General features: G+C 70.6%; 21 protein-coding genes, 1 pseudogene and 1 riboswitch. Of the genes and pseudogenes, 11 read left to right on the top strand and 11 right to left on the bottom strand.

Annotated features, from left to right (window positions below; genetic code table 11):
- The first annotated feature begins 23 nt into the window (after window positions 1–23).
- Window positions 24–458, top strand: a complete 435-nt coding sequence (arfB, locus tag BT364_RS27575; RefSeq protein WP_072487942.1) for an alternative ribosome rescue aminoacyl-tRNA hydrolase ArfB — start codon at window positions 24–26, stop codon at window positions 456–458.
- A gap of 21 nt (window positions 459–479) precedes the next feature.
- Here arfB and BT364_RS27570 read toward each other — a convergent pair whose 3' ends face one another.
- Entirely contained in the window at window positions 480–986 is a 507-nt protein-coding gene (locus BT364_RS27570) for a flavin reductase family protein (protein ID WP_072487941.1), read from the bottom strand.
- A gap of 371 nt (window positions 987–1357) precedes the next feature.
- Between BT364_RS27570 and cdgB the strand changes: the two genes are divergently transcribed.
- Together cdgB and BT364_RS27560 are read left to right on the top strand one after the other, a co-directional pair.
- Window positions 1358–3001: a diguanylate cyclase CdgB gene (cdgB, locus tag BT364_RS27565; RefSeq protein ID WP_072487940.1), complete on the top strand. Its 1644-nt coding sequence runs from the start codon at window positions 1358–1360 to the stop codon at window positions 2999–3001.
- A gap of 152 nt (window positions 3002–3153) precedes the next feature.
- Window positions 3154–4104: a carbohydrate-binding protein gene (locus BT364_RS27560; RefSeq protein WP_072487939.1), complete on the top strand. Its 951-nt coding sequence runs from the start codon at window positions 3154–3156 to the stop codon at window positions 4102–4104.
- Between the two features lie 80 nt (window positions 4105–4184).
- Here BT364_RS27560 and BT364_RS27555 read toward each other — a convergent pair whose 3' ends face one another.
- The 5 genes and pseudogenes from BT364_RS27555 to BT364_RS27535 all read right to left on the bottom strand — a co-directional run.
- On the bottom strand, window positions 4185–5036 hold the full coding sequence (locus BT364_RS27555) for a class II fructose-bisphosphate aldolase (protein WP_072487938.1): 852 nt from the start codon (window positions 5034–5036) through the stop codon (window positions 4185–4187).
- 62 nt (window positions 5037–5098) lie between these two features.
- Entirely contained in the window at window positions 5099–6061 is a 963-nt protein-coding gene (locus BT364_RS27550; RefSeq protein WP_072487937.1) for a 1-phosphofructokinase family hexose kinase, read from the bottom strand.
- Between the two features lie 170 nt (window positions 6062–6231).
- Window positions 6232–7386: an N-acetylglucosamine-6-phosphate deacetylase gene (nagA, locus tag BT364_RS27545; protein WP_072487936.1), complete on the bottom strand. Its 1155-nt coding sequence runs from the start codon at window positions 7384–7386 to the stop codon at window positions 6232–6234.
- Window positions 7386–8318, bottom strand: coding sequence for an ROK family protein (locus BT364_RS27540; RefSeq protein ID WP_072487935.1), 933 nt, complete (start codon window positions 8316–8318; stop codon window positions 7386–7388). The genes nagA and BT364_RS27540 overlap by 1 nt, the downstream gene beginning before the upstream one ends.
- Before the next feature lie 144 nt (window positions 8319–8462).
- Window positions 8463–8654: pseudogene (locus BT364_RS27535) on the bottom strand (sugar isomerase); the annotation flags it as partial.
- Between the two features lie 205 nt (window positions 8655–8859).
- Here BT364_RS27535 and BT364_RS27530 point away from each other — a divergent pair.
- From BT364_RS27530 to otsB, 3 genes are all read left to right on the top strand, one after another.
- Window positions 8860–10125, top strand: a complete 1266-nt coding sequence (locus BT364_RS27530; RefSeq protein WP_442759026.1) for an ABC transporter substrate-binding protein — start codon at window positions 8860–8862, stop codon at window positions 10123–10125.
- A gap of 51 nt (window positions 10126–10176) precedes the next feature.
- Window positions 10177–10437: a DUF3263 domain-containing protein gene (locus BT364_RS27525; RefSeq protein WP_072487934.1), complete on the top strand. Its 261-nt coding sequence runs from the start codon at window positions 10177–10179 to the stop codon at window positions 10435–10437.
- A 107-nt stretch (window positions 10438–10544) separates the two neighbouring features.
- Window positions 10545–11402 (top strand): trehalose-phosphatase, encoded by an 858-nt coding sequence (otsB, locus tag BT364_RS27520; protein WP_072487933.1) that lies wholly within the window; start codon window positions 10545–10547, stop codon window positions 11400–11402.
- Window positions 11403–11406: 4 nt separating this feature from the next.
- Here the strand turns inward: otsB and BT364_RS27515 are convergent, their stop codons facing one another.
- Both BT364_RS27515 and BT364_RS27510 read right to left on the bottom strand, forming a co-directional pair.
- Window positions 11407–12810 (bottom strand): alpha,alpha-trehalose-phosphate synthase (UDP-forming), encoded by a 1404-nt coding sequence (locus tag BT364_RS27515; protein WP_072487932.1) that lies wholly within the window; start codon window positions 12808–12810, stop codon window positions 11407–11409.
- A 44-nt stretch (window positions 12811–12854) separates the two neighbouring features.
- Window positions 12855–13838, bottom strand: a complete 984-nt coding sequence (locus BT364_RS27510) for a glucosyl-3-phosphoglycerate synthase (protein WP_072487931.1) — start codon at window positions 13836–13838, stop codon at window positions 12855–12857.
- 154 nt (window positions 13839–13992) lie between these two features.
- Window positions 13993–14119, top strand: a riboswitch (SAM riboswitch).
- Between the two features lie 17 nt (window positions 14120–14136).
- Between BT364_RS27510 and thrC the strand changes: the two genes are divergently transcribed.
- The 4 genes from thrC (at window position 14137) to groL (ending at window position 18346) form a co-directional block, all read left to right on the top strand.
- Window positions 14137–15447: a threonine synthase gene (gene thrC / locus BT364_RS27505; RefSeq protein ID WP_072487930.1), complete on the top strand. Its 1311-nt coding sequence runs from the start codon at window positions 14137–14139 to the stop codon at window positions 15445–15447.
- Between the two features lie 30 nt (window positions 15448–15477).
- Window positions 15478–15756 carry a MoaD/ThiS family protein gene (locus tag BT364_RS27500; RefSeq protein WP_072487929.1) on the top strand — a complete coding sequence of 93 codons (279 nt, stop codon included), beginning with the start codon at window positions 15478–15480 and terminating at the stop codon, window positions 15754–15756.
- Between the two features lie 421 nt (window positions 15757–16177).
- A complete protein-coding gene (locus BT364_RS27495) occupies window positions 16178–16384 on the top strand; it encodes a cold-shock protein (RefSeq protein WP_003967346.1) in 207 nt (68 codons plus the stop codon).
- A gap of 339 nt (window positions 16385–16723) precedes the next feature.
- Window positions 16724–18346: a chaperonin GroEL gene (gene groL / locus BT364_RS27490; protein ID WP_072487928.1), complete on the top strand. Its 1623-nt coding sequence runs from the start codon at window positions 16724–16726 to the stop codon at window positions 18344–18346.
- Between the two features lie 76 nt (window positions 18347–18422).
- Here the strand turns inward: groL and BT364_RS27485 are convergent, their stop codons facing one another.
- The 3 genes from BT364_RS27485 to BT364_RS27475 form a co-directional block, all read right to left on the bottom strand.
- On the bottom strand, window positions 18423–18575 hold the full coding sequence (locus BT364_RS27485; protein WP_371268656.1) for a hypothetical protein: 153 nt from the start codon (window positions 18573–18575) through the stop codon (window positions 18423–18425).
- 55 nt (window positions 18576–18630) lie between these two features.
- On the bottom strand, window positions 18631–19872 hold the full coding sequence (locus tag BT364_RS27480; protein ID WP_072487927.1) for an esterase/lipase family protein: 1242 nt from the start codon (window positions 19870–19872) through the stop codon (window positions 18631–18633).
- Window positions 19873–20015: 143 nt separating this feature from the next.
- A complete protein-coding gene (locus BT364_RS27475) occupies window positions 20016–20849 on the bottom strand; it encodes a hypothetical protein (RefSeq protein WP_072487926.1) in 834 nt (277 codons plus the stop codon).
- Window positions 20850–21286: 437 nt separating this feature from the next.
- Between BT364_RS27475 and BT364_RS27470 the strand changes: the two genes are divergently transcribed.
- The gene (locus BT364_RS27470) at window positions 21287–21751 is read left to right on the top strand and encodes an RICIN domain-containing protein (protein ID WP_072487925.1); all 465 of its coding nucleotides are present in this window, start codon (window positions 21287–21289) and stop codon (window positions 21749–21751) included.
- The last annotated feature ends 278 nt before the right edge of the window (window positions 21752–22029 follow it).

The following is a 22029-nucleotide window of genomic DNA, read 5'->3' as shown; positions in this document are numbered from 1 at the left end:
GAACACCCTCCGGTGCGGGGAACATGGGTGCCATGTCCGGGCCCTATGTCATCCGCGGTTCGGTCTCCCTGCCGGAGGCCGAGCTCATGTGGCGTTTCTCGCGGTCCTCGGGACCCGGCGGGCAGCACGTCAACACCAGCGATTCCCAGGTGGAGCTCCGCTTCGACCTCGCGGCGACCGAGTCGCTCCCCGAGGTGTGGAAGGAGCGGGCGCTCCAGCGTCTGGAGAGCAGGCTCGTGGGCGGGGTGATCGCGGTACGGGCCTCCGAGCACCGCTCCCAGTGGCGCAACCGCGAGACCGCTCTCGTACGGCTCGCCTCCCTGCTGGCCGAGGCGACGGCGCCGCCCCCGCGGCCGCGCCGCAAGACACGGATTCCACGGGGCATCAACGAACGACGGCTGCGCGAGAAGAAGCAGCGCGGCGAGACCAAGCGCGGCCGCTCCGGCCGCGACTGGTGAGGGCCGGGGTTCCCGCCGCCCTCACCCCAACTGCCGGTACCGGCCCCGGAAGTACGTCAGCGGTGACCCCTCCGCGCTGGGCAGGGCCGCGCTCAGCACCCGGCCGATCACCAGCGTGTGGTCGCCCGCCAGGACCCGCTGCTCGGTACGGCACTCCAGCGTGGCCAGCGCGCCGCCGATCAACGGCGCGGCGGTGACCTCGCCCCGGGTGTAGGGGATGTCCTCGAACAGCAGCCGGTCGCTGATCCGGCCCTTCATCGCGAACCGCCCGGCGACGTGCCGCTGGCTCTCGGCGAGCACGGACACCGCCCACAGCGGCTGCTCCGACAGCAGGTCGTCCATCCGGGAGTCGTTGCGCAGACTCACCATCACCAGTGGCGGGTCCAGGGAGACCGACATGAAGGCGGTCGCCGTCATGCCGACGTCCTCGCCCCGTCCGTTCTCGTCCAGCGGCGGCTCCTGGGCGGTGATCAGCACGACGCCGGCGGCCAGCCGGGCGAGGGCGCCTCGGAACTCATCGTTGCTCACCCCCTCAGCATGGGGGATGGGCCGGGAACGCGGGGCGGGGGTCGTCGTCTGCAACACATCGGGCACGCTAGTCGTGGAGCGCGTGCCTCCGCATCGGGCCAAGGGACCAGCCGGGTCCTAGGACCCGTGGTCCACGGGGCGGGCGCGGCCGGCGCTGCAACGCCCGGATTTGCGTTCAAGAAAAGTACGGAGCGAATCCCACGACACTCGCGACCCTTTACCATCTGTTGTGACTTGAGTCACAGAGTGCAATATTTGTTGACCCTGTGTACCGACGGCACAGCTCACTGTGATTCAGTTGCCGTGACACTGCAGTAAGTACGTCGATATGAAACCTGGAGTGCTGTCGAGGTCTCGGGGAGTGCGGAGCAATGGAGGCCGAGTCGGAGCCGTACGTCCGTCTTGCGACGATGCGGCAGCTGCACCAGGCCGTGGCCGATCTCAACACGGCGCGGAGCCTGGCCGACACATTGCAGACCGTGGCCGACGGAATCGTCACCGGTCTCGGCTACGAGCTGGCCTGCGTGAACCTGGTCCGCCCCGACGGTGATCTCGTGGTCGCCGCCTTCGCGGGCAACAGCGCGGCGGAAGCCCTGATCACCGGCCGGGTCGGCTCGCGCGCCTCCTGGGAGCGCCGGCTGACCATGGGGCAGCCCTGGGACGAGCTCCGTTTCATACCCCACACCGACGGCTGGGTCCTCCTCGACGACGACGTACCGCAGTGGCACACCGACGGGCCCGACCCCCGTTTCGAGGACGAGTGGCACCCCCAGGACCGCCTCTACGCCCCGATGTACGCCTCCGGCGGCGGTGCCGATCTGCTGGGCGTCATCTCCGTGGACCGCCCGCGCAACGGCCGCCGCCCCGGCGCCTGGGGCCGCGAGGCCCTCCAGATGTACGCATCACAGGCCGCCATTGCGATCAGCAACGCCCGGCTCAGAGCAAACATGCAGCGGGCGCTGGTCCGTCTGGAACGGGAACAGCAGGCGCTGCGGGCCAGCGAGGAGTCCTTCCGCCAGGCCTTCGAGTACGCGCCCAGCGGCATGGCCATCGCCGAGATGGGCGGCGACCAGCACGGCCGGCTGCTGCGCACCAACGACGCCCTGTGCCGGCTGCTCGGCCGCCCCGCGTCCGTGCTGCGCCGCTACTCCTTCGCCGACCTCGTCCACCCCGAGGACATCGGCACCCTGCTGCGCACCTCCGCCGAGGGCGGTCGCGCCGAGCTGCGGCTCGGGCGGCGCGACGGCACCTACCTCTGGGTCTCGCTGCGCAACTCCGTCGTCGCCGACACCGCGGACGGCCCCCGCTTCCTGCTCACCCACGTCGAGGACATAGAGGAGCGCAAGCGCCACGAGCTGCATCTCGCGCACCGGGCCTCGCACGACGCACTCACCGGCCTGCCCAACAGCGCCGAGCTGCGCTCCCGGCTGAGCGCCCGGCTCTGCGAGCGCCCGAACGCGGCGGCCACCACCCCGGTGGAAGCGCTGGACGCGGCCTACGGCGGCCTCGACGATCCGGACGCGCGGACGCACGGCTACGAGGTCGACCCGGCACCCGGCGGCCCGTACGACCACCATGTGCACGCCGTCGCCCCCGACACCGAGCACGACGACGGGGCGAAGGGGCTCGCGGTCCTCTTCTGCGACCTCGACGGCTTCAAGTCGATCAACGACCGCTTCGGTCACCACACCGGTGACGCGGTGCTGATCGAGGTCGCCCGCCGGCTCACCACCTGTGTCCGCGACGGCGACACCGTGGCCCGGCTCGGGGGTGACGAATTCGTCGTCCTCGCCGACGGGCTCGGCGACGCGGACGCCGCGGATCTGGCCGTACGCCTGCGCAACGCCATCATTCCGCCGATCCGGGTCGACGGCAGGGCGGTGCGGGTGGGGGCGAGCTTCGGCATCGGCTGGGCCGCCTGCGGCATGACCGCCGAAGAGGTGCTGCGCTCCGCCGACCAGCGGATGTACGTGGAGAAGCGGTCCCGCTCCAAGGTTCACCGCAGGGCCGGCTGACGTTCACGGCGGCGCTGCCCCCGCGGTCCGCCGCCGTTCCGGTACCCGCGACGGCAATTCTTGGTGTGGGCTGTTCGGGGTAGGCTCGGCCGGTCGGCCACGGCTGGCAATATTCGGCGACGGCTGGCGACATGGTGAGGAGTGACCCAGGGATGACGGCCGGGAACAACGGCGCAAACACGCCCGAGGACGACGATCCGTTCGGCTACCTCTACGAGGACGGACAGGCGGCAGGCGCCCAGCCGCCGCGACAGGGCGGCTACGGCTACCCGCCGGCGGCCCCGCAGCCCGGTGTGCCCCGGACCTCGTACAACCAGGTACGCACCGTCGGTGAGCGTCAGTACGGTCAGCAGATGCCGCAGCAGCAGGCCTATGGCCAGCCGAACGCCCAGTACGCCGCCCCGGAGACGTACCCCGGCGCCACCGCGCAGGTCCCGCAGCAGGGCGGCCGCGGGCGTTCCGGCGGCTCCTCCGGCAGCGGCGGCCCCAACACCAAGAGCCTGCTGATCGCCGCGGTCGCGGTGGTCCTGGTCGTGCTCATCGGCATCGGTGCCGCGCTGATCACGGGCGACCCGGACAAGGACAAGAAGAAGGACGAGGCCACCTCCTCCGCCGGTCCCGGCGACCAGGTCGAGGAGTCCCCGAAGCCCCAGCAGTCCCACAGCTCCGAGGCCCCGGCCGAGCTGCCCAAGCAGGACGCGGCGACGCTGAAGCTCGGCGGCACGGCCCAGCTGGACAACACGACCAAGGGCGCCAAGAGCTCCAACGGCCAGTACATCAACCTCAACGAGGTCGGCAGGTCCGCGACCTGGTCGGTCGAGGTGCCGAAGGCCGGTCCGTACACGCTGTTCGTGACGTACGGCGTGCCGGGCAAGGACGCCAGGACGTCCCTCACGGTCAATGCCGAGGCTCCCCGCGAGATCAGGATGAAGAACTTCGCGGAGGCGCCCGAGGGCGATCTGGAGAAGGGCTGGACGACGACGTTTGCCTACGTCAACCTCAACAAGGGTGCGAACACCCTGATGATCTCCTGCAACGAGGGCGACCAGTGCGACGCCAACCTGGACCAGCTGTCGCTGAAGGCCGGTCACGTGAAGCGCTGAGCGTGTGACGAAAACGGTCCGGCCCCATCGCCCGAGCGAGGCGATGGGGCCGGACCGTTCTTTTTTTGTTGCGCGCCTGGTCAGCCCATCAGGGCCAGGAACCCCGCCACGGTCGAGGCCATCGCCTCGCGCCCCGGCGCGATGTACTTCCTCGGGTCCACGCCCGTGGTGTTCTCGGCCAGGTACGCCCGCACCGCGCCGGTGAAAGCGGTGTTCAGGGCCGTGCCCACGTTGATCTTGACCATGCCGGAGGAGACGACGGCCCGGCGGATCTCCTCGTCCGGGACGCCGCTGGAGCCGTGCAGCACCAGCGGGACCGGGACGGCCTCGCGGAGCCGGCCGATCAGCTCGTGGTCCAGGGCGGCGGTGCGCTCGGTCATCGCGTGCGAGGAGCCGACGGCGACGGCCAGCGCGTCCACCCCGGTGTCGCGGACGTACGCGGCGGCCTCGGCCGGGTCCGTGCGGACACCGGGGGCGTGGGCGTCGAGCGGGGCCTCGCCCTCCTTGCCGCCGACCTTGCCGAGCTCGGCCTCGATCCAGATGCCGCGCTCATGACCCCAGGCCACCGCCTCGGCCGTGGTCCGCACGTTCTCCTCGTACGACAGCTTGGACGCGTCGAACATGACGGAGCCGAAGCCCTCGGTGTGCGCCTGGTGGAGCAGCTCCACGGACTCGACGTGGTCGAGGTGGAGGGCGAGCGGGGCGCTGGACGCGCGGGCGACGGCGGCGGCCGCGGCGGCGATCGCGGAGAGCCGTCCGCCGTGGAACTTCACGGCGTTCTCGGAGATCTGGAGGATGGCGGGGGCTCCGGCGCGCTCCGCGCCGGCCGCGATGGCCTCCGCGTGCTCCAGCGTGATGACATTGAAGGCGGCGATCCCGCGTCCCTCGGCCTGGGCGGCGGAGACGAGTTCACCGGTGCTGACGAGCGGCATGCTGACCTCTTGCTGCTTCTTTCGGACCGGCGGACGGGCCGGTCCGGGACGGGCGCGGCCTCTCAGGCCGCCGGTGCGTGTTCCTCGATGCCGACGCGCGGCAGCAGCTCCTCGTACGCCGCGCGGTCGAAATCACCGGCCGTCGGGGAGAGCACGGTCGCCGTCGACAGTGCCACCGCCCGCCGCAGCCGGTCCGGCCAGCTCAGCCCCTCGACGAGGCCGGACAGCAGCCCGGCCACCGCGGAGTCGCCCGCGCCGGTCGGATTGCCGAGAACCTTGGCGGGCGGCGCTGCCTGCCAGCTGCCGTCGGGGGTGACCGCCAGCATGCCGTCCGGTCCCAGCGAGGCGATGACCCCGTGGGCGCCGCGGCGGCGGGCGTCGCGGGTGGCGCGCATCGGTTCGCGGGAGCCGGTGAGCTGGGCGAGCTCGTCGGCGTTCGGCTTGATCAGGTCGGGGCGGGCGGCGATGCCGCGGCGGAGCGGTTCACCGCTGGTGTCCAGCAGCACGGGGACACCGGCGGCCCGGGCCGCGCGGACCAGTTCGGCGTAGGCGCCGACGTGGATGCCGGGCGGCAGGCTGCCGCAGAGCGCGACGGCGTCGGCCCCGGCGAGGAGCTCCTCGTACCGGCCGAGGAGGGCGGTCCACTCGTCGGTGGTGACGAGCGGGCCGGGTTCGTTGAGCTGGGTGGTGTCGCCGGTCGCCCGGTCGACGACGGCGATGGTGCGGCGGGTGTTCCCGGCGACGGTGACGAGAGCGTCGGTGATCGGCGCGGGGGCCGTTTCAGGCGCGGCGGCGTCCGTGGGCAGGCCGGCCAGCAGTTCGCGCAGCACCGCCCCGGTGGAGCCTCCGGCGAAGCCGGTGACCACCGTCTCGTGGCCGAGGGCGGAGAGCACCCGGGCCACATTGAGACCCTTGCCGCCGGGGCGCTCGGACATGTCGCTGACGCGGTGGCTGGCGTGCGGGACGAGTTCCGGGACGCCGTACGTCAGGTCGAGTGCCGTATTCAGTGTGACCGTGAGGATCACCGCGGCCGCTCCCTCGATCCCTGCTCCCAAGCGCGAAACCGTGGACGGAATGCGCTTTCTCTGGCTGTTTTCCAGGCGATCATGCCAAAGAGGAGGCGGTCGGCCCAGACCTCCGGACCAACCGCCGTCTCTTCGTTACGTATTCGACTCACCGTCAATAATGGGGCAGATCAGACGATCCGGGGCTCTTTTACCCATTCGCCCTTGCGCATGACGCCCTTGAGCGCGAAGTCCTCGTCCAGGACCACCAGGTCCGCGTCCTTGCCCGGTTCCAGCGAGCCGACCCGGTCGTACACACCGAGCAGCCGGGCCGGGTTGGCGGAGATGGACCGCACGACATCGCCGACCGGGATCCGGTCGATGGTCACGGCCCGGTGGAAGGCGGTGTCCAGGGTGAGCGTGGAGCCCGCGATCGAGTTGCCCTCGACCAGCCGCGCGACGCCGTCCTTGACCTCGACCGCGAGCGGGCCGAGCTGGTACAGGCCGTCGCCGAAGCCGGCCGCGTCCATGGCGTCGGTGATCAGCGCGACGCGGTGGGCGCCCGCGTGGTGGTAGGCCAGCTCCAGCGCCGCGGGGTGCAGGTGCGTGCCGTCGTTGATCAGCTCGACGGTGATCCGCTCGTCCTCCAGCAGCGCGGCGATCGGGCCGGGCTCGCGGTGGGCGAGCGGCGGCATCGCGTTGAAGAGGTGCGTGGCGACGGTGGCGCCCGCGTCGATCGCCTCGACGGTCTGCTCGTACGTGGCGTCGGTGTGCCCGATCGCGGCGATGACGCCGTGCTCGGCGAGCAGCCGCACCGAGTCGATGCCGCCCGGCAGTTCGGTGGCGAGCGTGAACATCTTCGCGGTGCCGCGCGCCGCGTCCATCAGCTTGCGGACCTCGGCCGGGTCCGGGTGGCGCAGCAGGTCCTCGCTGTGCGCGCCCTTGCGGCACGGCGAGATGAACGGGCCCTCGAAGTGGATGCCGGCCAGGTCGCCCTGCTCCACCAGCTCGGACAGGACACCGGCCCGGTGGGCGAGGAAGTCCATCTCACCGGTGACCGTGGAGGCGACCAGCGTGGTGGTGCCGTGCTCGCGGTGGGTGCGGATGCCGGTGAGCACCTCGTCCACGGTGCCGGAGGTGAACGATGCGCCGCCGCCGCCGTGGTTGTGCATGTCGACGAAACCGGGGACCACCCAGTGGCCGCTCAGGTCGAGGGTCCGGGCGTCCTCGGCCGCGCTGCCCGCGATCCGGGTGCCTTCGACGGTCACCCGGCCGTTCTCGACGGTCCCGGTGGGAAGCACCACCCGGGCACCTGCGAGAACTGTGCTGTCTGCGCGTCCGGCCATCAGGCGGATACCTCCGTGGAGAGAAGATCCCAGGCGAGCAGCCCTGCGCCCAGGCATCCGGCGGTGTCCCCGAGGGCCGCCGGGGCGATGTGGGGCAGCTTCTGGAACGTGACGCGTTCCTCGACGGCCGCACGGAGTGGTGTGAACAAGGTTTCCCCGGCCTCTGCGAGTCCGCCACCGATGATGAGCGTGCGCGGGTCGAGCAGCGTCAGCGCGGTGACCAGCCCGGCGGCGAGCGCGTCCACCGCATTCCGCCAGACCTCCACCGCCGCAGGGTCGCCGGACTCGACGGCCTTCGCGCAGTCCGCCGCGTCCGCCTCGGGGTCGCCGGACGCGGCGGCCCAGGCGCGGCTGACGGCGGAGGCGGAGGCCAGGGTCTCCAGACAGCCGCGCTGTCCGCAGCTGCAGTCCGGCCCGTCCGGCCGGACCACGATGTGCCCGATCTCGCCCGCGTAGCCGTGCGCGCCCGCCTCGATCGTGCCCGCGATGCCGATGGCCCCGGCGATGCCGGTGCCCAGCGGTACGAAGAGGAAGCGGTCGGCGCCCTTGCCCGCGCCGATCCGGCCCTCGGCGAGCCCGCCGGTGCGTACGTCGTGGCCGAGCGCGACGGGGACGCCGCCGAGCCGCTCGCCGAGCAGTTGCCGCATGGGTACGTCGCGCCAGCCCAGGTTCGAGGCGTAGACCGCGATCCCGTTCTCGGCGTCGACGATGCCGGGCACGGCGACACCGGCCGCGACGGCGCTCTCGCCGAGGTGCTCCTCGCCGTACGCCCGCAGATCGGCGGCGAAGTCGAGGATCGACTCCACGACCGCTTCGGCGCCGCGTTCTCTGCCGGTCGCCCGCCGCGCCTCGTACAGCAGGGCGCCGTCGGCCCCGACCAGTGCGGCCTTCATTCCGGTGCCGCCCACATCGAGGGCGATGACGTGTTTCACGGGGAACAGTTTCGCCCGAGGAGGCAAAAAGGTCTAGTCCACTATCCCGGTTTGTTGCGTATCCATACAAAATCCCGGCAAATGAAATGCGCGGCACGGCGGCGGCATGTCGACGACGCGGGAACCGGGCCGTCCCCGGACGCCTCAGGGCGAAAGGATCACGCTGCGCGAGAGGTTGCGCGGGTGGTCCGGGTCGTACCCCTTCGACTCCGCCGGCTCCACCGCCAGCCGCTGCGCCCTGATCAGATCCGCCATCGGGTCCGTCGTGGCGTGCGCGACCAGTGTTCCGCCCACCCGTGCCACATCGCCGGCCAGCCCCTCCGGCAGTGCGCCGAAACACCCATGCCACCAAGCAGTAGGCGCAGTTCGGGGGCAGTGCTCTCAGGTGCGCGGTGCCGGGCACCGGTCCGGTTGCGTTGCGAAAGTGATACCGCTTTGGTGTAGACCATCGGCAACGGCCTGGGGCAGGATCGCACCTCGTTCAACGGCCCCACGACGGCGTGGCGGCACGGATGACGCGACGGATGAGGACGGTCTGGCTGTGCAGTTGCGCTACCGGGTACTGACCGCGGCCGTGACCGCACTGGGCATGACGGCGACACTGTCGGGATGCGGCGGCGACCGCGGCTCGGGGGACGTCACGCTCAGGCTCGTCGCCGCCGACTACGGCACCGGCCCGGCCAACAGCTCCCGGAAGTACTGGGACGGACTCGTCAAGGGCTTCGAGGCGACCCACCCAGGCATCAAGGTCGACGTCAGCGTCCACTCGTGGAAGGACATCGACCGCGAGGTCGCCGCGATGGTGAAGAAGGGTCAGGCTCCCGACATCGCCCAGATCGGTTCGTACGCCGACTATGCCAAGGCCGGCAAGCTCTACCGGGCCGACCAGGTGCTGTCCATCCGCACCCAGGCCAACTTCCTGCCGTCCCTCGCCGAGGCGGGCAGCGTGGACCGCACCCAGTACGGACTGCCGTTCGTCGCCAGCACCCGGCTGCTCTTCTACAACAAGAAGTACTTCGCGCAGGCGGGCCTCGACGCCCCGCGGACCTGGGACGACATACGCGACGACGCGGCGGTGCTCGGGCAGCGCGGCGTGACCTACCCGTTCGCGCTGCCGCTCGGCCCCGAGGAGTCCCAGGCCGAGACCATGATGTGGCTGCTCGGCGGGCACGGCGGCTACATCGACGACAGCGGCTCGTACGAGATCGACTCGGACGAGAACATCAGGACCTTCGACTGGCTGAAGACGAACCTGGTCGACAAGGGCCTCGTCGGCCCCACCGCCCCCGGGGAGCTCGACCGCCAGAAGGCGTTCGACGCGTTCACCGACGGCCGGGTCGGCATGCTGAACGGTCACCCGACGCTGATGCAGGAGGCCGAAGCCAAGGGCGTCTCCGTCGGCATGGTGCCGATGCCCGGCATCGACGGTCCCGGCAAGAACTCGCTGGGCGTGGCCGACTGGATCATGGGTTTCAAGCAGCAGGGCCACCGTGTGCAGCTGCGCAAGTTCTTCGACTATCTGTTCACCGACAAGAACGTCATCGACTTCGCCGACGAGTACGACCTGCTTCCGGTCACCGACAGCGCCTCCGCGGCCATGGAGTCCGACGCCGAGTACAAGCCGCTGTGGAAGTTCCTGGCCGCCCTGCCGGACTCGCAGTTCTACCCGTACGGCAAGACGTCCTGGGCCCGGTCCAGGGAGTCGATCAAGGAGAACATCGGCAGGGCGGTCGAGCCGAACGGCAGCCCCAAGAGCGTCCTGAGGAAGATCGCGCGCGATTCGGCCGTGGCGGCCGCGGCGGACTAGGAGCCGTTCCGGCGGGTGGCAGCCCTGCGGACGGGCGATATGTTGGCTGATATGACCGCCCCCACGAATGGTCCCGACGACGAACCGGACGGCCTCTCCGACCGGGACCGTGCCGTGCTCGCCGTCGAACGGCAGTCGTGGTCCGGCCCCGGGGCGAAGGAGCGGGCGATCCGCGAACAGCTGGGCATCTCGCCCACGCGCTACTACCAGCTCCTGAACGCCCTGATCGACGACCGCCGCGCCCTGGCGGAGGACCCGGTGACGGTCAACCGCCTGCGCCGGGTGAGGGCAGCGAGGCGCGACCGCCGCTGAGGGCAGAACCAAGCCCCTCCGGCGATCGAGGAGCGGGGGCCCGGGGACAGCGCCCCCGAAAACGCCCGCACCGCCCCAACTCCCCGCCCCGGCTATAGGCTCCCCCCATGGGCAGCAACCCCGAAGCAGCCGCGCTCCCGACTCCCACCACCCGACCCGGCCGTGAGGCCCTCGCCGCGATTCTCGCGCGCCCCGACCGCGCCGTCATCGCGCTCGACTTCGACGGCACCCTCGCCGACATCGTCCCGGACCCGGAACAGGCCCGCGCCCACCCCGGCGCCGTCGAGGCCCTCGCCGCACTCGCCCCGAAAGTGGCCTCCATCGCGGTGATCACCGGCCGCCCGGCCGGCGTCGCGGTCCGGCACGGCGGCTTCGCCGGAGTGTCCGGCCTCGACCACCTCGTCGTCCTCGGCCACTACGGCGCCGAACGCTGGGACGCCGTGTCCGGCACCGTCCACGCCCCCGCCCCGCACCCCGGCATCGCCGCGGTCCGCGCCGAACTCCCGGGCGTGCTGGACCGGTCCGGCTCGTGGCACGGCACCTGGATCGAGGAGAAGGGCCGGGCGATCGCCGTCCACACCCGCCGGGCCGCCGACCCGCAGGCCGCGTTCGAGGCGCTGGGCGGCCCCCTCGGCGAGCTCGCCGCCCGGCACGGACTGATCGTGGAGCCGGGCCGGCTGGTCCTGGAGCTGCGCCCGCCCGGAATGGACAAGGGCGTGGCGCTCGCCCAGTACCTGCGCGAGACGGACGCCGAGTCCGTGCTGTACACGGGCGACGACCTCGGCGACCTCGCCGCGTACGCCGCGGTGGAGAAGCTGCGCACCGAGGGCCCCGACGGCATCCCCGGCCTGCTGGTGTGCAGCGGCAGCGCGGAGGTGCCCGAACTGGCCGAACGGGCCGACCTGCTGCTCGGCGGACCGGGCGACGTCGTCGCCTTCCTGGCGGCGCTGGCCCGGCAGGTCTGACGGTTCAGTCCCGCCGCAGCGCGTCCAGCTGGTCCAGGAACCACTGCTGCGGCGGCAGCGCGACCGCCGCCGCGGCCAGCCGTTCGGTGCGCGCGGCCCGTTCGTCCTCCGCCATCGTCAGCGCCTCGTGCAGCGCCGCCGCCGTCGCGGAGACGTCGTACGGATTCACCACGACCGCGTCGCTGCCCAGCTCCTCGTACGCCCCCGCCTCCCGCGACAGCACCAGCGCGCAGCCGTGGTCGGAGACGACCGGGATCTCCTTGGCGACCAGGTTCATGCCGTCCCGGATCGGGTTGACGAGCGCCACGTCGGCCAGCCGGTACGCGGCGAGCGAGCGGGCGAAGTCGTCCTTGACGTGCAGCACGACCGGCATCCAGCCCTCCGTGCCGTACACGGCGTTGATCTCGTCGGCGACCCGCCGCACCTCGGCCGTGTAGTCCCGGTACACCGCGAGGTCCTGCCGGGAGGGGTAGGCGAAGGCGACATGGACGACGCGCTCGCGCCATTCGGGCCGTTCGTCCAGGAGCGCGCGGTACGCGAACAGCCCGCGCACGATGTTCTTGGACAGTTCCGTTCGGTCCACCCGTACGATCGTCCTCCGGCCGGGTCCGGTCTGCTCGCGAAGCGCCGCCATCCGCTCGTCCACGTCCGCCTCGTGCGCCCGGCGGCGCAGGAAGTCCGCGTCCGCGCCGAGCCCGTGCACCCCGATCCTGGTCCGCCCGGTGCCGCCCAGGATCTGGGTGCAGCAGCCGATGAACGCGTCCGCCCAGCGCCGGGTCAGGAACGCCGCCCGGTCCGCGCCCAGGATGCCGTGCAGCAGCTGCTCGGCGATGTCGTCGGGGAGCAGCCGGAAGTAGTCGACGGGCGCCCACGGGGTGTGCGAGAAATGGCCGATCCGCAGGTCGGGGCGGAGCTCGCGGAGCATCCCCGGCACCAGCGCCAGGTGGTAGTCCTGCACCAGCACCGCGGCGCCCTGCCCGGCCTCCTCGGCGAGCGCCTCGGCGAAGGCCCGGTTGTAGGCCTCGTACGACGCCCACTGCCGCCGGAACTCCGCGTCGAAGACCGGCTCCAGGGGCGTCTGGTACAGCATGTGGTGGACGAACCAGAGCACCGAGTTCGCGATGCCGTTGTACGCGTCGGCGTGGACGTCCGCGTCGATGTCGAGCATCCGCACGCCCGGCTCACCGACCCCGCGCCGGACCGCCTCCCGGTCCCCGTCACCGAGCGCGGCGCACACCCACAGCTTGTCGTCGATGGCGCTCAGCCCGGAGACGAGACCGCCGCCGCCCCGCTTCGCGTCGAGCGATCCGTCCGTCCCCAGGGTGTACGACACCGGGCCGCGGTTGGAGGCCACGAGGACCTGGGCGGAGGGCTGGGCAGGGGGCTGGGCTTCGTACGCGGAGACCATGCTGCGGAATCTAGCCCGATCACGAACCGCCCAAACGTGCGAAGTCAGGCCGCGCGGCGCGAAACATACTCCTCGATCTCGCACATCGGGGGGCGCTCCTCGGTGTCCACGGCATGGGTGCGCGGTACGAAGCCATTCGCGCCGCGCTCGAACTGGGTGAGTTCCGGGCGCACCAAGTGGCCGCGGGAAAGCCGCAGTTGCGCGGTCCGGTAGATCGCCGCCGCCATCCGGCCGAGCGCCTGCCCGTCCTGGTGCCGGTGCTTGCGCACCCCCACGTCGACCTGGGCCAGAGCATCCAGCCCCACGGTGTGCAGCGCGTCGACCAGGAGGCCCAGCTCCACGCCGTAGCCGACGGGGAAGGGCAGCCGTTCGAGCAGGGAGCGGCGTACGGCGTACTCGCCGCCCAGCGGCTGCACGAAGCCGGCCAGACGCGGCCAGTGCAGATTGAGCAGCGGACGGGCCACCAGCTCGGTCACGCGACCGCCCTGGCCTGTGGTCCTGCCGGAGGCGAGCCCATCGGGATCAGTGCCGAAGGGGCGGTCGTACATCGCCTTCACGAACTGCACGTCCGGGTCGGTCAGCAGCGGGCCGACGATGCCGGAGACGAAGTCCGCCGAGAAGTCCTTCAGGTCGGCGTCGACGAAGCACACGATGTCGCCACCGGTGACCAGGAGCGACCGCCACAGAACCTCGCCCTTGCCGGGCACGGCCGGTATCCGGGGGAGTATCGCGTCGCGGTGCACCACCCGGGCGCCGGCCTCCCGGGCGACCTTCGCGGTGGCGTCCGTGGAACCGGAATCGATCACCACCAGCTCGTCGACCAGCCGGACCTTGTCCATCAGCTCGCGCCGGATCGTCGCGACGATCTCGCCGACCGTCGCCTCCTCGTTCAGTGCGGGCAGCACGACGCTGACGCTCCCGCGGCCCGCTTCCCCGGCCGCGGCCCTGGCGGCCAGGAGGCGGTCCAGCGGGCGGTCGGCGGCCGACCAGGAACGCCTGGCCAGCCAGCATTCGACCTCTTCCAGCACGGTCGATACTCCCCTGTATGTGATCCATCTCGCGGTTCGGACGACTATCTCAACAGTCCGGTGCTTCGGTTACAGTCTTGAACAACGCGGGCGGCCATCGCATGCCGGGGTCCGTCCGCCGATAAATGCCCGGATCGAAGATCCGGTGCCACAGCGCTCATCCAGAGGGACTGAGGGAACGGCCCGTTGAAGTCCCGGCAACCCCCCCACCGACCGAGAGGTCCGGTGAGGAAGGTGCCAATTCCGTCTCGTGGCGAAACGCGCCGCGAGGAAGATGAGGAGAAAGGGCCTCGCCATCATGGCTGCGCAGACCGTTGCAGTAAGCATCAGTTCTTCCGTCGACGCCGAAGCCGTCGACCTCGGTCCCGCATCGGGCCTTTCCTGCCGCGAGTGCGGCGAGCGTTTCGAACTCGGCCCCATTTTCGCCTGCGCGTCCTGTTTCGGGCCGCTCGAAGTCGCGTACGACCTGCCGAGCGGCTCCCCCGAAGAGCTGAAGAAGCGCATCGAGGCCGGACCGGCCAACATCTGGCGCTACGCCCCGCTGCTGCCGGTCCCCGCCGATGTCGCCGAGAAGCCGAACCTGAACCCCGGCTGGACCAAGCTCGTCCAGGCCGACAACCTCGCCCGTGAGCTCGGCGTCGAGCAGGGCAAGCTCTTCGTCAAGGACGACTCCGGCAACCCCACGCACTCCTTCAAGGACCGCGTCGTCGCCCAGGCCATCGAGGCGGCCCGCGCCTTCGGCTTCACCACCCTCTCCTGCTCCTCCACCGGCAACCTCGCCGGTGCCGTCGGCGCCGCCGCCGCCCGCGCCGGCTTCCGCTCCTGCGTGTTCATCCCGCACGACCTGGAGCAGGGCAAGGTCGTCATGGCCGCGGTGTACGGCGGTGAGCTGGTCGGCATCGAGGGCAACTACGACGACGTCAACCGCTTCTGCTCCGAGCTCATCGGCGACCCGCTGGGCGAGGGCTGGGGCTTCGTCAACGTCAACCTGCGTCCGTACTACGGCGAGGGCTCCAAGACCCTGGCGTACGAGATCTGCGAGCAGCTCGGCTGGCGGCTCCCGGACCAGCTGGTCATCCCGATCGCCTCCGGCTCGCAGTTCACCAAGATCGACAAGGGCCTCCAGGAGCTGATCAAGCTCGGACTGGTCGAGGACAAGCCGTACAAGCTCTTCGGTGCCCAGGCCGAGGGCTGCTCGCCGGTCTCGGTCGCGTACAAGGGCGGCCACGACGTCGTCCGGCCGCAGAAGCCGAACACGATCGCCAAGTCCCTCGCCATCGGCAACCCGGCGGACGGCCCGTACGTCCTGGACATCGCCCGCCGCACCGGCGGTGCCGTGGAGGACGTGAACGACGAGCAGGTCGTCGACGCGATCAAGCTGCTGGCGCGCACCGAGGGCATCTTCGCGGAGACGGCGGGCGGTGTGACGGTCGGCGTGACGAAGAAGCTCATCGAGGCCGGTCTGATCGACCCGTCGCTGACCACCGTCGTACTCAACACGGGTGACGGCCTCAAGACCCTCGACGCGGTGGCCGACACCTCTCAGGCGACCGCGACGATCCGTCCCAGCCTGGACGCGTTCCGCGCCGCCGGCCTCGCCACCAGCTGACCACCCGAGACTTCAGGAAGGGCACCCACCATGAGCGTCAAGGTCCGCATCCCCACCATCCTCCGCACCTACACGGGCGGCCAGGCCGAGGTCCCGGCCGAGGGCTCGACCCTCTCCCAGGTCATCGAGTCCCTGGAGCAGAACCACCCGGGCATCGCCGCCCGTGTCCTGGACGACCAGGGCAAGCTGCGCCGCTTCGTGAACGTGTACGTCAACGACGACGACGTGCGCTTCGAGGGTGGTCTGGAGACGGCCACGCCGGACGGCGCCGGCATCTCGATCATCCCGGCCGTGGCCGGCGGCTGCTGACGCCCCGTCCGACCGCACCGCGATATCGAATTGCCCCCTCCGCTTCAATCGCGGAGGGGGCAATTCTGCATGGTTGAGCGCGGTAGAGTGTGGGAAGTCCCCCCAGCTGCCCGTGCCGCCCGCATACGAGAATGCGCCCGGCCACGACAAGAAGCAGCCAAAGTGCGCGATCCGCTTGAGGCATAAGTCGCCTTTGCCTGGCCCGACTTGCCCAGGATTCATATGAATTCCGCATATCCGGGCGTTCGGTGCTGCCGAGAATTCTCGTCCGATTGACCTGTTGCAGAGGGCAGTTGGGCAGATACATTCAGCCGCGGTCGACGCGTTCCGGCGCACACACCCTCTCCTGTCGGAGGGTGAGTTCTGACCCGGGCCCGCGAAGTGCGGTCCTGCGCAAGGGCCAGTAATAGGGGAGTTAGGCATGGCTCAGGGCACCGTCAAGTGGTTCAACGCGGAGAAGGGGTACGGCTTCATCGCGGTCGACGGTGGTGCGGATGTTTTCGTCCACTACAGCGCGATCCAGATGGACGGGTACCGCACCCTCGAAGAGGGTCAGCGAGTTGAATTCGAGATCTCGCAAGGCCAGAAGGGGCCGCAGGCAGACATGGTCAAGCTCGCCGTCGGCTGAGTTCGAGCGGTCGGCCAACGACACCACTCACGCACTGCACTCACGCACTGAGGGCCCGTACCCCGGGGGTACGGGCCCTCAGTGCGTCTCGTGCGTGCCCCGACCGCGCCCCCGCGCGCCCCGACGCGGTGTCCACATCGCGAGGGGGACGCTTGCACTCTCGGGGGTCGAGTGCTAATCATTGGCGTTAGCACTCTCCAGGTGAGAGTGACAGAACTTGGACCGGGCCGGTGAGGCCCGCAGGTCGGTGGGGCAAGGAACCACCGGTCACGCAGGCCGTCCGTCGCGGGCGCCACTCGGTCCGGAGAAATCCACCCCTGTCCGGGAGGACCACTTCACATGGCCAAGATCATCGCGTTCGACGAGGAGGCCCGGCGCGGTCTCGAGCGCGGCATGAACCAGCTCGCCGACGCCGTCAAGGTCACCCTTGGCCCCAAGGGTCGCAACGTCGTCCTTGAGAAGAAGTGGGGCGCCCCCACGATCACCAACGATGGTGTTTCCATCGCCAAGGAGATCGAGCTGGAGGACCCGTACGAGAAGATCGGTGCGGAGCTGGTCAAGGAGGTCGCCAAGAAGACGGACGACGTCGCCGGCGACGGTACGACCACCGCCACCGTTCTCGCCCAGGCTCTCGTCCGCGAGGGTCTGCGCAACGTCGCCGCGGGTGCCAACCCGATGGCTCTCAAGCGGGGCATCGAGAAGGCCGTCGAGGCCGTCTCCGCCGCCCTCCTGGAGCAGGCCAAGGACGTGGAGACCAAGGAGCAGATCGCTTCGACGGCCTCCATCTCCGCCGCCGACACCCAGATCGGCGAGCTCATCGCCGAGGCCATGGACAAGGTCGGCAAGGAAGGCGTCATCACCGTCGAGGAGTCCCAGACCTTCGGTCTGGAGCTGGAGCTCACCGAGGGTATGCGCTTCGACAAGGGCTACATCTCGGCGTACTTCGCCACCGACATGGAGCGCATGGAGTCGTCCCTCGACGACCCGTACATCCTGATCGTCAACTCCAAGGTCAGCAACGTGAAGGACCTCCTTCCGCTGCTGGAGAAGGTCATGCAGTCCGGCAAGCCGCTGCTGATCATCGCCGAGGACGTCGAGGGCGAGGCCCTGTCGACCCTGGTCGTCAACAAGATCCGTGGCACCTTCAAGTCCGTCGCCGTCAAGGCCCCGGGCTTCGGTGACCGCCGCAAGGCCATGCTCGGCGACATCGCCATCCTCACCGGTGGCACCGTCATCTCCGAGGAGGTCGGCCTCAAGCTGGAGAACGCCGGTCTCGACCTGCTCGGCCGCGCCCGCAAGGTCGTCATCACCAAGGACGAGACGACGATCGTCGACGGTGCCGGTGACAGCGACCAGGTCCAGGGCCGCGTCAACCAGATCCGCGCCGAGATCGAGAACTCCGACTCGGACTACGACCGCGAGAAGCTCCAGGAGCGCCTCGCGAAGCTGGCCGGCGGCGTGGCCGTCATCAAGGCCGGTGCCGCGACCGAGGTCGAGCTCAAGGAGCGCAAGCACCGCATCGAGGACGCGGTGCGCAACGCCAAGGCTGCCGTCGAGGAGGGCATCGTCGCCGGTGGTGGCGTGGCTCTGCTCCAGGCCTCGGCCGTCTTCGAGAAGCTGGAGCTCTCGGGTGACGAGGCGACCGGCGCCAACGCCGTCAAGCTGGCGCTGGAGGCCCCGCTCAAGCAGATCGCCGTCAACGGTGGTCTTGAGGGCGGCGTCGTCGTCGAGAAGGTGCGCAACCTGGCCGTCGGCCACGGTCTGAACGCCGCGACCGGCGAGTACGTCGACATGATCGCCGAGGGCATCCTCGACCCGGCGAAGGTCACGCGTTCCGCCCTGCAGAACGCCGCGTCCATCGCCGCGCTCTTCCTCACCACCGAGGCCGTCATCGCCGACAAGCCGGAGAAGGCCGCCGCGGCCGCTCCGGGCGGCATGCCGGGCGGTGACATGGACTTCTGATCCTGACGGATCGGTAGTTCCTGTACAGCTTTGCCGCGTCGGCCCCCTGGACCAGCTGGTCCAGGGGGCCGACGCCTTACCGAGCGAACACCATCTCCGGGAAGCGCTCCGAGGGCCCGTCCAGCAGATGGTCGTCGTGCCCGCGCAGCCACCGGTCGAAGAGCGACGTGACGTACGCCCGGTTCGCGGCCAGGGCGCGGTGCGGCGGCACCGTCCCGACCGCCCCCACGAGCCCGCCCTCCGGCGGCCTGGCGCCCTGGTACGACGGGGCCGGCCGACGTGTCCTACGGCAGGCGGTCGAGCAGCCAGGTGCAGAGTTCCTCCGTCACGAGCGTGTGTCCCTCGTTCCGGGAGGCGAGCCTGAACTCGTCCAGCCCGCTCGCGTCCTCCGGGAGTACCGAGATGTTCTTGTACAGCTCGGCGTCCGTGTCCAGGTCACCGACGTCGACCGCACTGACCGCCGGCACGAAGCAGTGCGACCGGATACGCACGTCGGCCTTGAAGCCGAGGATCGGGTTCAGGGCGTTGAAGGCGTCGGCGAGGATGCCGAAGCCTTCCAGCGAGCCGCCGGGTGCGCCGTCGATCGACGGGAGCCCGTTCGTACGGACCTCGTTGGTCTTCAGCGTCACCACGCGCAGCTTCGCGGCGAGTTCGTCGCGCCCCGGCACCTGGGTGTAGAGCTTGGTCCCCAGGACCGACTGGCCCTTGCCTTCCAGGGCCAGTTCGCCCGCCCGCGCATCGGAGCCGGTGCCGTCGGCCACGCCGTTGGCGACACCGATCAGCCGGGGCCGACGCGGCCATTCCCCGACGGCCGTCATCTCGGCGAGGAACTGGGCGCGCAGTTCGCTCTGATCCGGTGTGTCGTCCCACTTCTCGATGTGCCGCCACAGCAGCTGCTGGGCGGCCGGGCTGTTGATCTGGTCGGAGAACCGGCTGTCGAGATCCTTGATGTAGTGCGCGAACGCCTGGAGCGCGACCGGGATCCAGGCTCCCCGGTGGGGGCTGTCGTACGAGAAGTACAGAGCGGTCCGGTGGTCGATGCGCTGCATCTCCAACTTGGCCAGCGCGTGCCGGGTGACGAGCCCGCCCATGCTGAACCCGCCGACGGCCAGCGGTGTGTCGCTCTGCCGCTCCGCGATGGCGTGCATGATCGCGGCTTGCGCGGTACGGGAGTTGTCCAGAATCGATGCACTGCGCTCGTGGAAGCCGAGGAGGATGACGTCATGGCCACGGCGGCGCAGCTCGCTGATGAGCGCGTAGTCGCCGAACTCCATGATCTGCCAGGAGAATTCCAGCTCGCTGGGCCCCGTGTTGAAGCCGTCGGCGAAGATGACCGGCCGCACGAGACCGGTGTTTCCCTCGCCGTAGTAGACCCAGGCGGTCCCGCCCGGCAGATCCCACACGGTGCTGGGCGGCAGCGGGAGGGAGACGGGCTTCTCGGCGTCCAGACGGGGGCCGGGGGCCAGAGCGATGGGGGGCCTGTCGCGGAGCCCGGAGACGATCTGCTCGTGGGACGGTTCGGACATGGTTCGTTCCCCTTTGGGACGGTTGATTACGATACGTGCCAAGCGGAACACGCAACGTAGCGACCAGGCGTGGGAAGCGGATCAAACCACCCCCAGGTGGGAACCGGTTTCGGACACCCGGCGCGGCTTCCCGCCTCCTCGGGTCAGCGCGACTTCGGCCGCACGGACCGTCGGGCCAGCCCGGCCCGTACGTCGTTCATCCGCTCGCGTACGCCGTTCGCCGGTACGGCTCCGTCGGGCCCGGCGGGTGCGGCGACCGCTTCGCCCCGGCACGGCCTGCACTGGCCGCCGATCAGGGCCTCCGCGGTGCCCGGTGGGCGGCACTCGCTGCATTCGAGGGTGCGCAGCACCGTTCGCCGTGGTGCCGGAGTGATTCGTTCGGGTGGCATCCTGTCGGCGAGCCGCCTGCGGACGAGGGTGGGCGGGTGGTGGACAGGAGTGGGGAGCCCGGCGGTGAGGGCGTGCAGCAGCTCCGCCTCGGTGGCTCCGCGCTCGATCCACTCGACGGCCTGCGGCTCCAGCGCCGCGCAGTCGGCCGCCGACAGCGTGAGCGCGGGCGCGGTCCGGACCAGCGCGGCGAGCAGTGCGAACGCGCGGGAACGGGTGGGGCGTTGGGGCTGCTCGGCCGGCACGTCGCCCCGGGTGAACGCCGCCCACCACTCGTCGTCCCGCGCGGTCCGGGAGAAGAACGTCCGGGTCACCCAGAGCAGCACCTCGTCGTTGGCGACACACTCGCTGCCGCGCCGCAGATGCCCGGCGTCCTGGAGTCGGTTGAGGGCGGTACGCAGCGCGCACTGCCCGTACGGGAGGTGCTTGGCGAGCGTCTTCACGGAGATGTCGGAACCCTCGGGCAGCCGGTCGATGCACGCGGCGATGGACGCCTCGCGAGCCGGAAGGTGCGCGAAATCCCGGTCGGTGCGGGGAAGTTGCGACGCCGCCCCCCTATTGCCGGTCGGTCTGAGCTGGCTGTCAGCCATCAGATCGCTCCTTGAAAACGATCGAAGTGGTCAGGCCCCTGTTCTTGGTGTTTCCGCACCGGCAGGGGCCGTTCTGCGTCGCGGAGCGTCGCTCCGCATTCGGCACGCCAGAGCGTCGCCACCGTCGGTGGCAAGTCGGTCACGAAAAGTCAACTCAGCGCTCGGGGTGGGTGGGTGGGAAGTGGCCCACCTCCCATTCCTCGGAAAGAGCGCTCGGACTTCGCGGCTTGAGCCCCGGGTGGAACATCCCTGGCGAGAGGGGGCGCGCACCGATCTGAATGCGCCGAGCGCGCCCCGATGCGCCGCTGCTGGCGGGGTGGAACGGCTGGGGCGCGGCGCGGGCCACGGGAAAGGGGCGGCGGGCTCCTGTGATCTTGGGTGCCGGGCCGCTCGGCCCGCGCTTTCCCTCCATCCCCTCCGCTTGTACGAGGAGTCCCGTGCGTATCCGATCCATCCTGTCGCTGGCCGCGTCCGCCGTCGCGGTCCTGGCGCTCGCCACCCCCGCCCAGGCCGCCGACGACGGCGCCTACTTCATCCGTGACGCGCGCAGCGGTCAGTGTCTCGCGGGCGGTGAAGGCCCGCTCGGGGGCCATGTCGAGCCGTGCAACCTCGGCACCGTGTGGGAGATCCGCAACCAGGGCAACGGCCTGGCCCGGATCGTCGAGGCGCGCGGCGAAGGCCGTTGCCTCGCGCTCTCGCCGGTCCGGATCTACCCGCCGGTGGTGTGGGTGGACCAGTGCGGCAACCAGCCCGACGAGTGGTCGATCCAGGGCCCGGACGGCGGTGCGCCGGTTGCCATCGCTCTCGGCTGGGGCGAGTTCGGCTACCTGACCACGGAGGGCAGCCGCGTGGTCCTCCTCCGCGAGGGCCGGCCCCAGTGGGTCCTGGAGCGGCTCGGCTAGTCCGCCTCGCATCCCGTGACCGGGCCCGGGCCTTGAGCCCCGGGCCCGGTCACGTTTCTGTGGGGGCGCGGTGCCGGCCACGCTCCTGCTGCTGGCGCTGGTGACCGGGAAGCTCGGCGGTCGGGTCATTGCCGTTGGTGGGGCGGAGGGTGAACCCCGAGCTGATCCGGCGGGACTGATCCGTGGTGTGGGGTCCGGGCTCCTGGGCCGGGATGTTCCGGTCGGCTCGGGGTCTTCGATGCCGGTCCGACCGCATTGGTTCCAAGACCCGTGCCGCG

The sequence above is a fragment of the Streptomyces atratus genome, from assembly GCF_900119365.1.
Taxonomy (GTDB): domain Bacteria; phylum Actinomycetota; class Actinomycetes; order Streptomycetales; family Streptomycetaceae; genus Streptomyces; species Streptomyces atratus_B.
Note: the sequence above shows the minus strand (reverse complement) of the source record. Positions and strands in the feature narration are given on the sequence as shown.

Bases quoted from the DNA above. Each gene is read 5' to 3' on its own strand.
- BT364_RS27525 (WP_072487934.1), top strand. From the start codon at position 10,177: ATGACCGCCCCCACGAATGGTCCCGACGACGAACCGGACGGCCTCTCC.
- BT364_RS27555 (WP_072487938.1), bottom strand. From the start codon at position 5,036: ATGCCGCTCGTCAGCACCGGTGAACTCGTCTCCGCCGCCCAGGCCGAG.
- BT364_RS27475 (WP_072487926.1), bottom strand. From the start codon at position 20,849: ATGGCTGACAGCCAGCTCAGACCGACCGGCAATAGGGGGGCGGCGTCG.
- BT364_RS27515 (WP_072487932.1), bottom strand. From the start codon at position 12,810: ATGGTCTCCGCGTACGAAGCCCAGCCCCCTGCCCAGCCCTCCGCCCAG.
- BT364_RS27560 (WP_072487939.1), top strand. From the start codon at position 3,154: ATGACGGCCGGGAACAACGGCGCAAACACGCCCGAGGACGACGATCCG.
- BT364_RS27495 (WP_003967346.1), top strand. From the start codon at position 16,178: ATGGCTCAGGGCACCGTCAAGTGGTTCAACGCGGAGAAGGGGTACGGC.
- groL (WP_072487928.1), top strand. From the start codon at position 16,724: ATGGCCAAGATCATCGCGTTCGACGAGGAGGCCCGGCGCGGTCTCGAG.
- BT364_RS27480 (WP_072487927.1), bottom strand. From the start codon at position 19,872: ATGTCCGAACCGTCCCACGAGCAGATCGTCTCCGGGCTCCGCGACAGG.
- nagA (WP_072487936.1), bottom strand. From the start codon at position 7,386: ATGGCCGGACGCGCAGACAGCACAGTTCTCGCAGGTGCCCGGGTGGTG.
- arfB (WP_072487942.1), top strand. From the start codon at position 24: ATGGGTGCCATGTCCGGGCCCTATGTCATCCGCGGTTCGGTCTCCCTG.
- thrC (WP_072487930.1), top strand. From the start codon at position 14,137: ATGGCTGCGCAGACCGTTGCAGTAAGCATCAGTTCTTCCGTCGACGCC.
- otsB (WP_072487933.1), top strand. From the start codon at position 10,545: ATGGGCAGCAACCCCGAAGCAGCCGCGCTCCCGACTCCCACCACCCGA.
- BT364_RS27500 (WP_072487929.1), top strand. From the start codon at position 15,478: ATGAGCGTCAAGGTCCGCATCCCCACCATCCTCCGCACCTACACGGGC.
- cdgB (WP_072487940.1), top strand. From the start codon at position 1,358: ATGGAGGCCGAGTCGGAGCCGTACGTCCGTCTTGCGACGATGCGGCAG.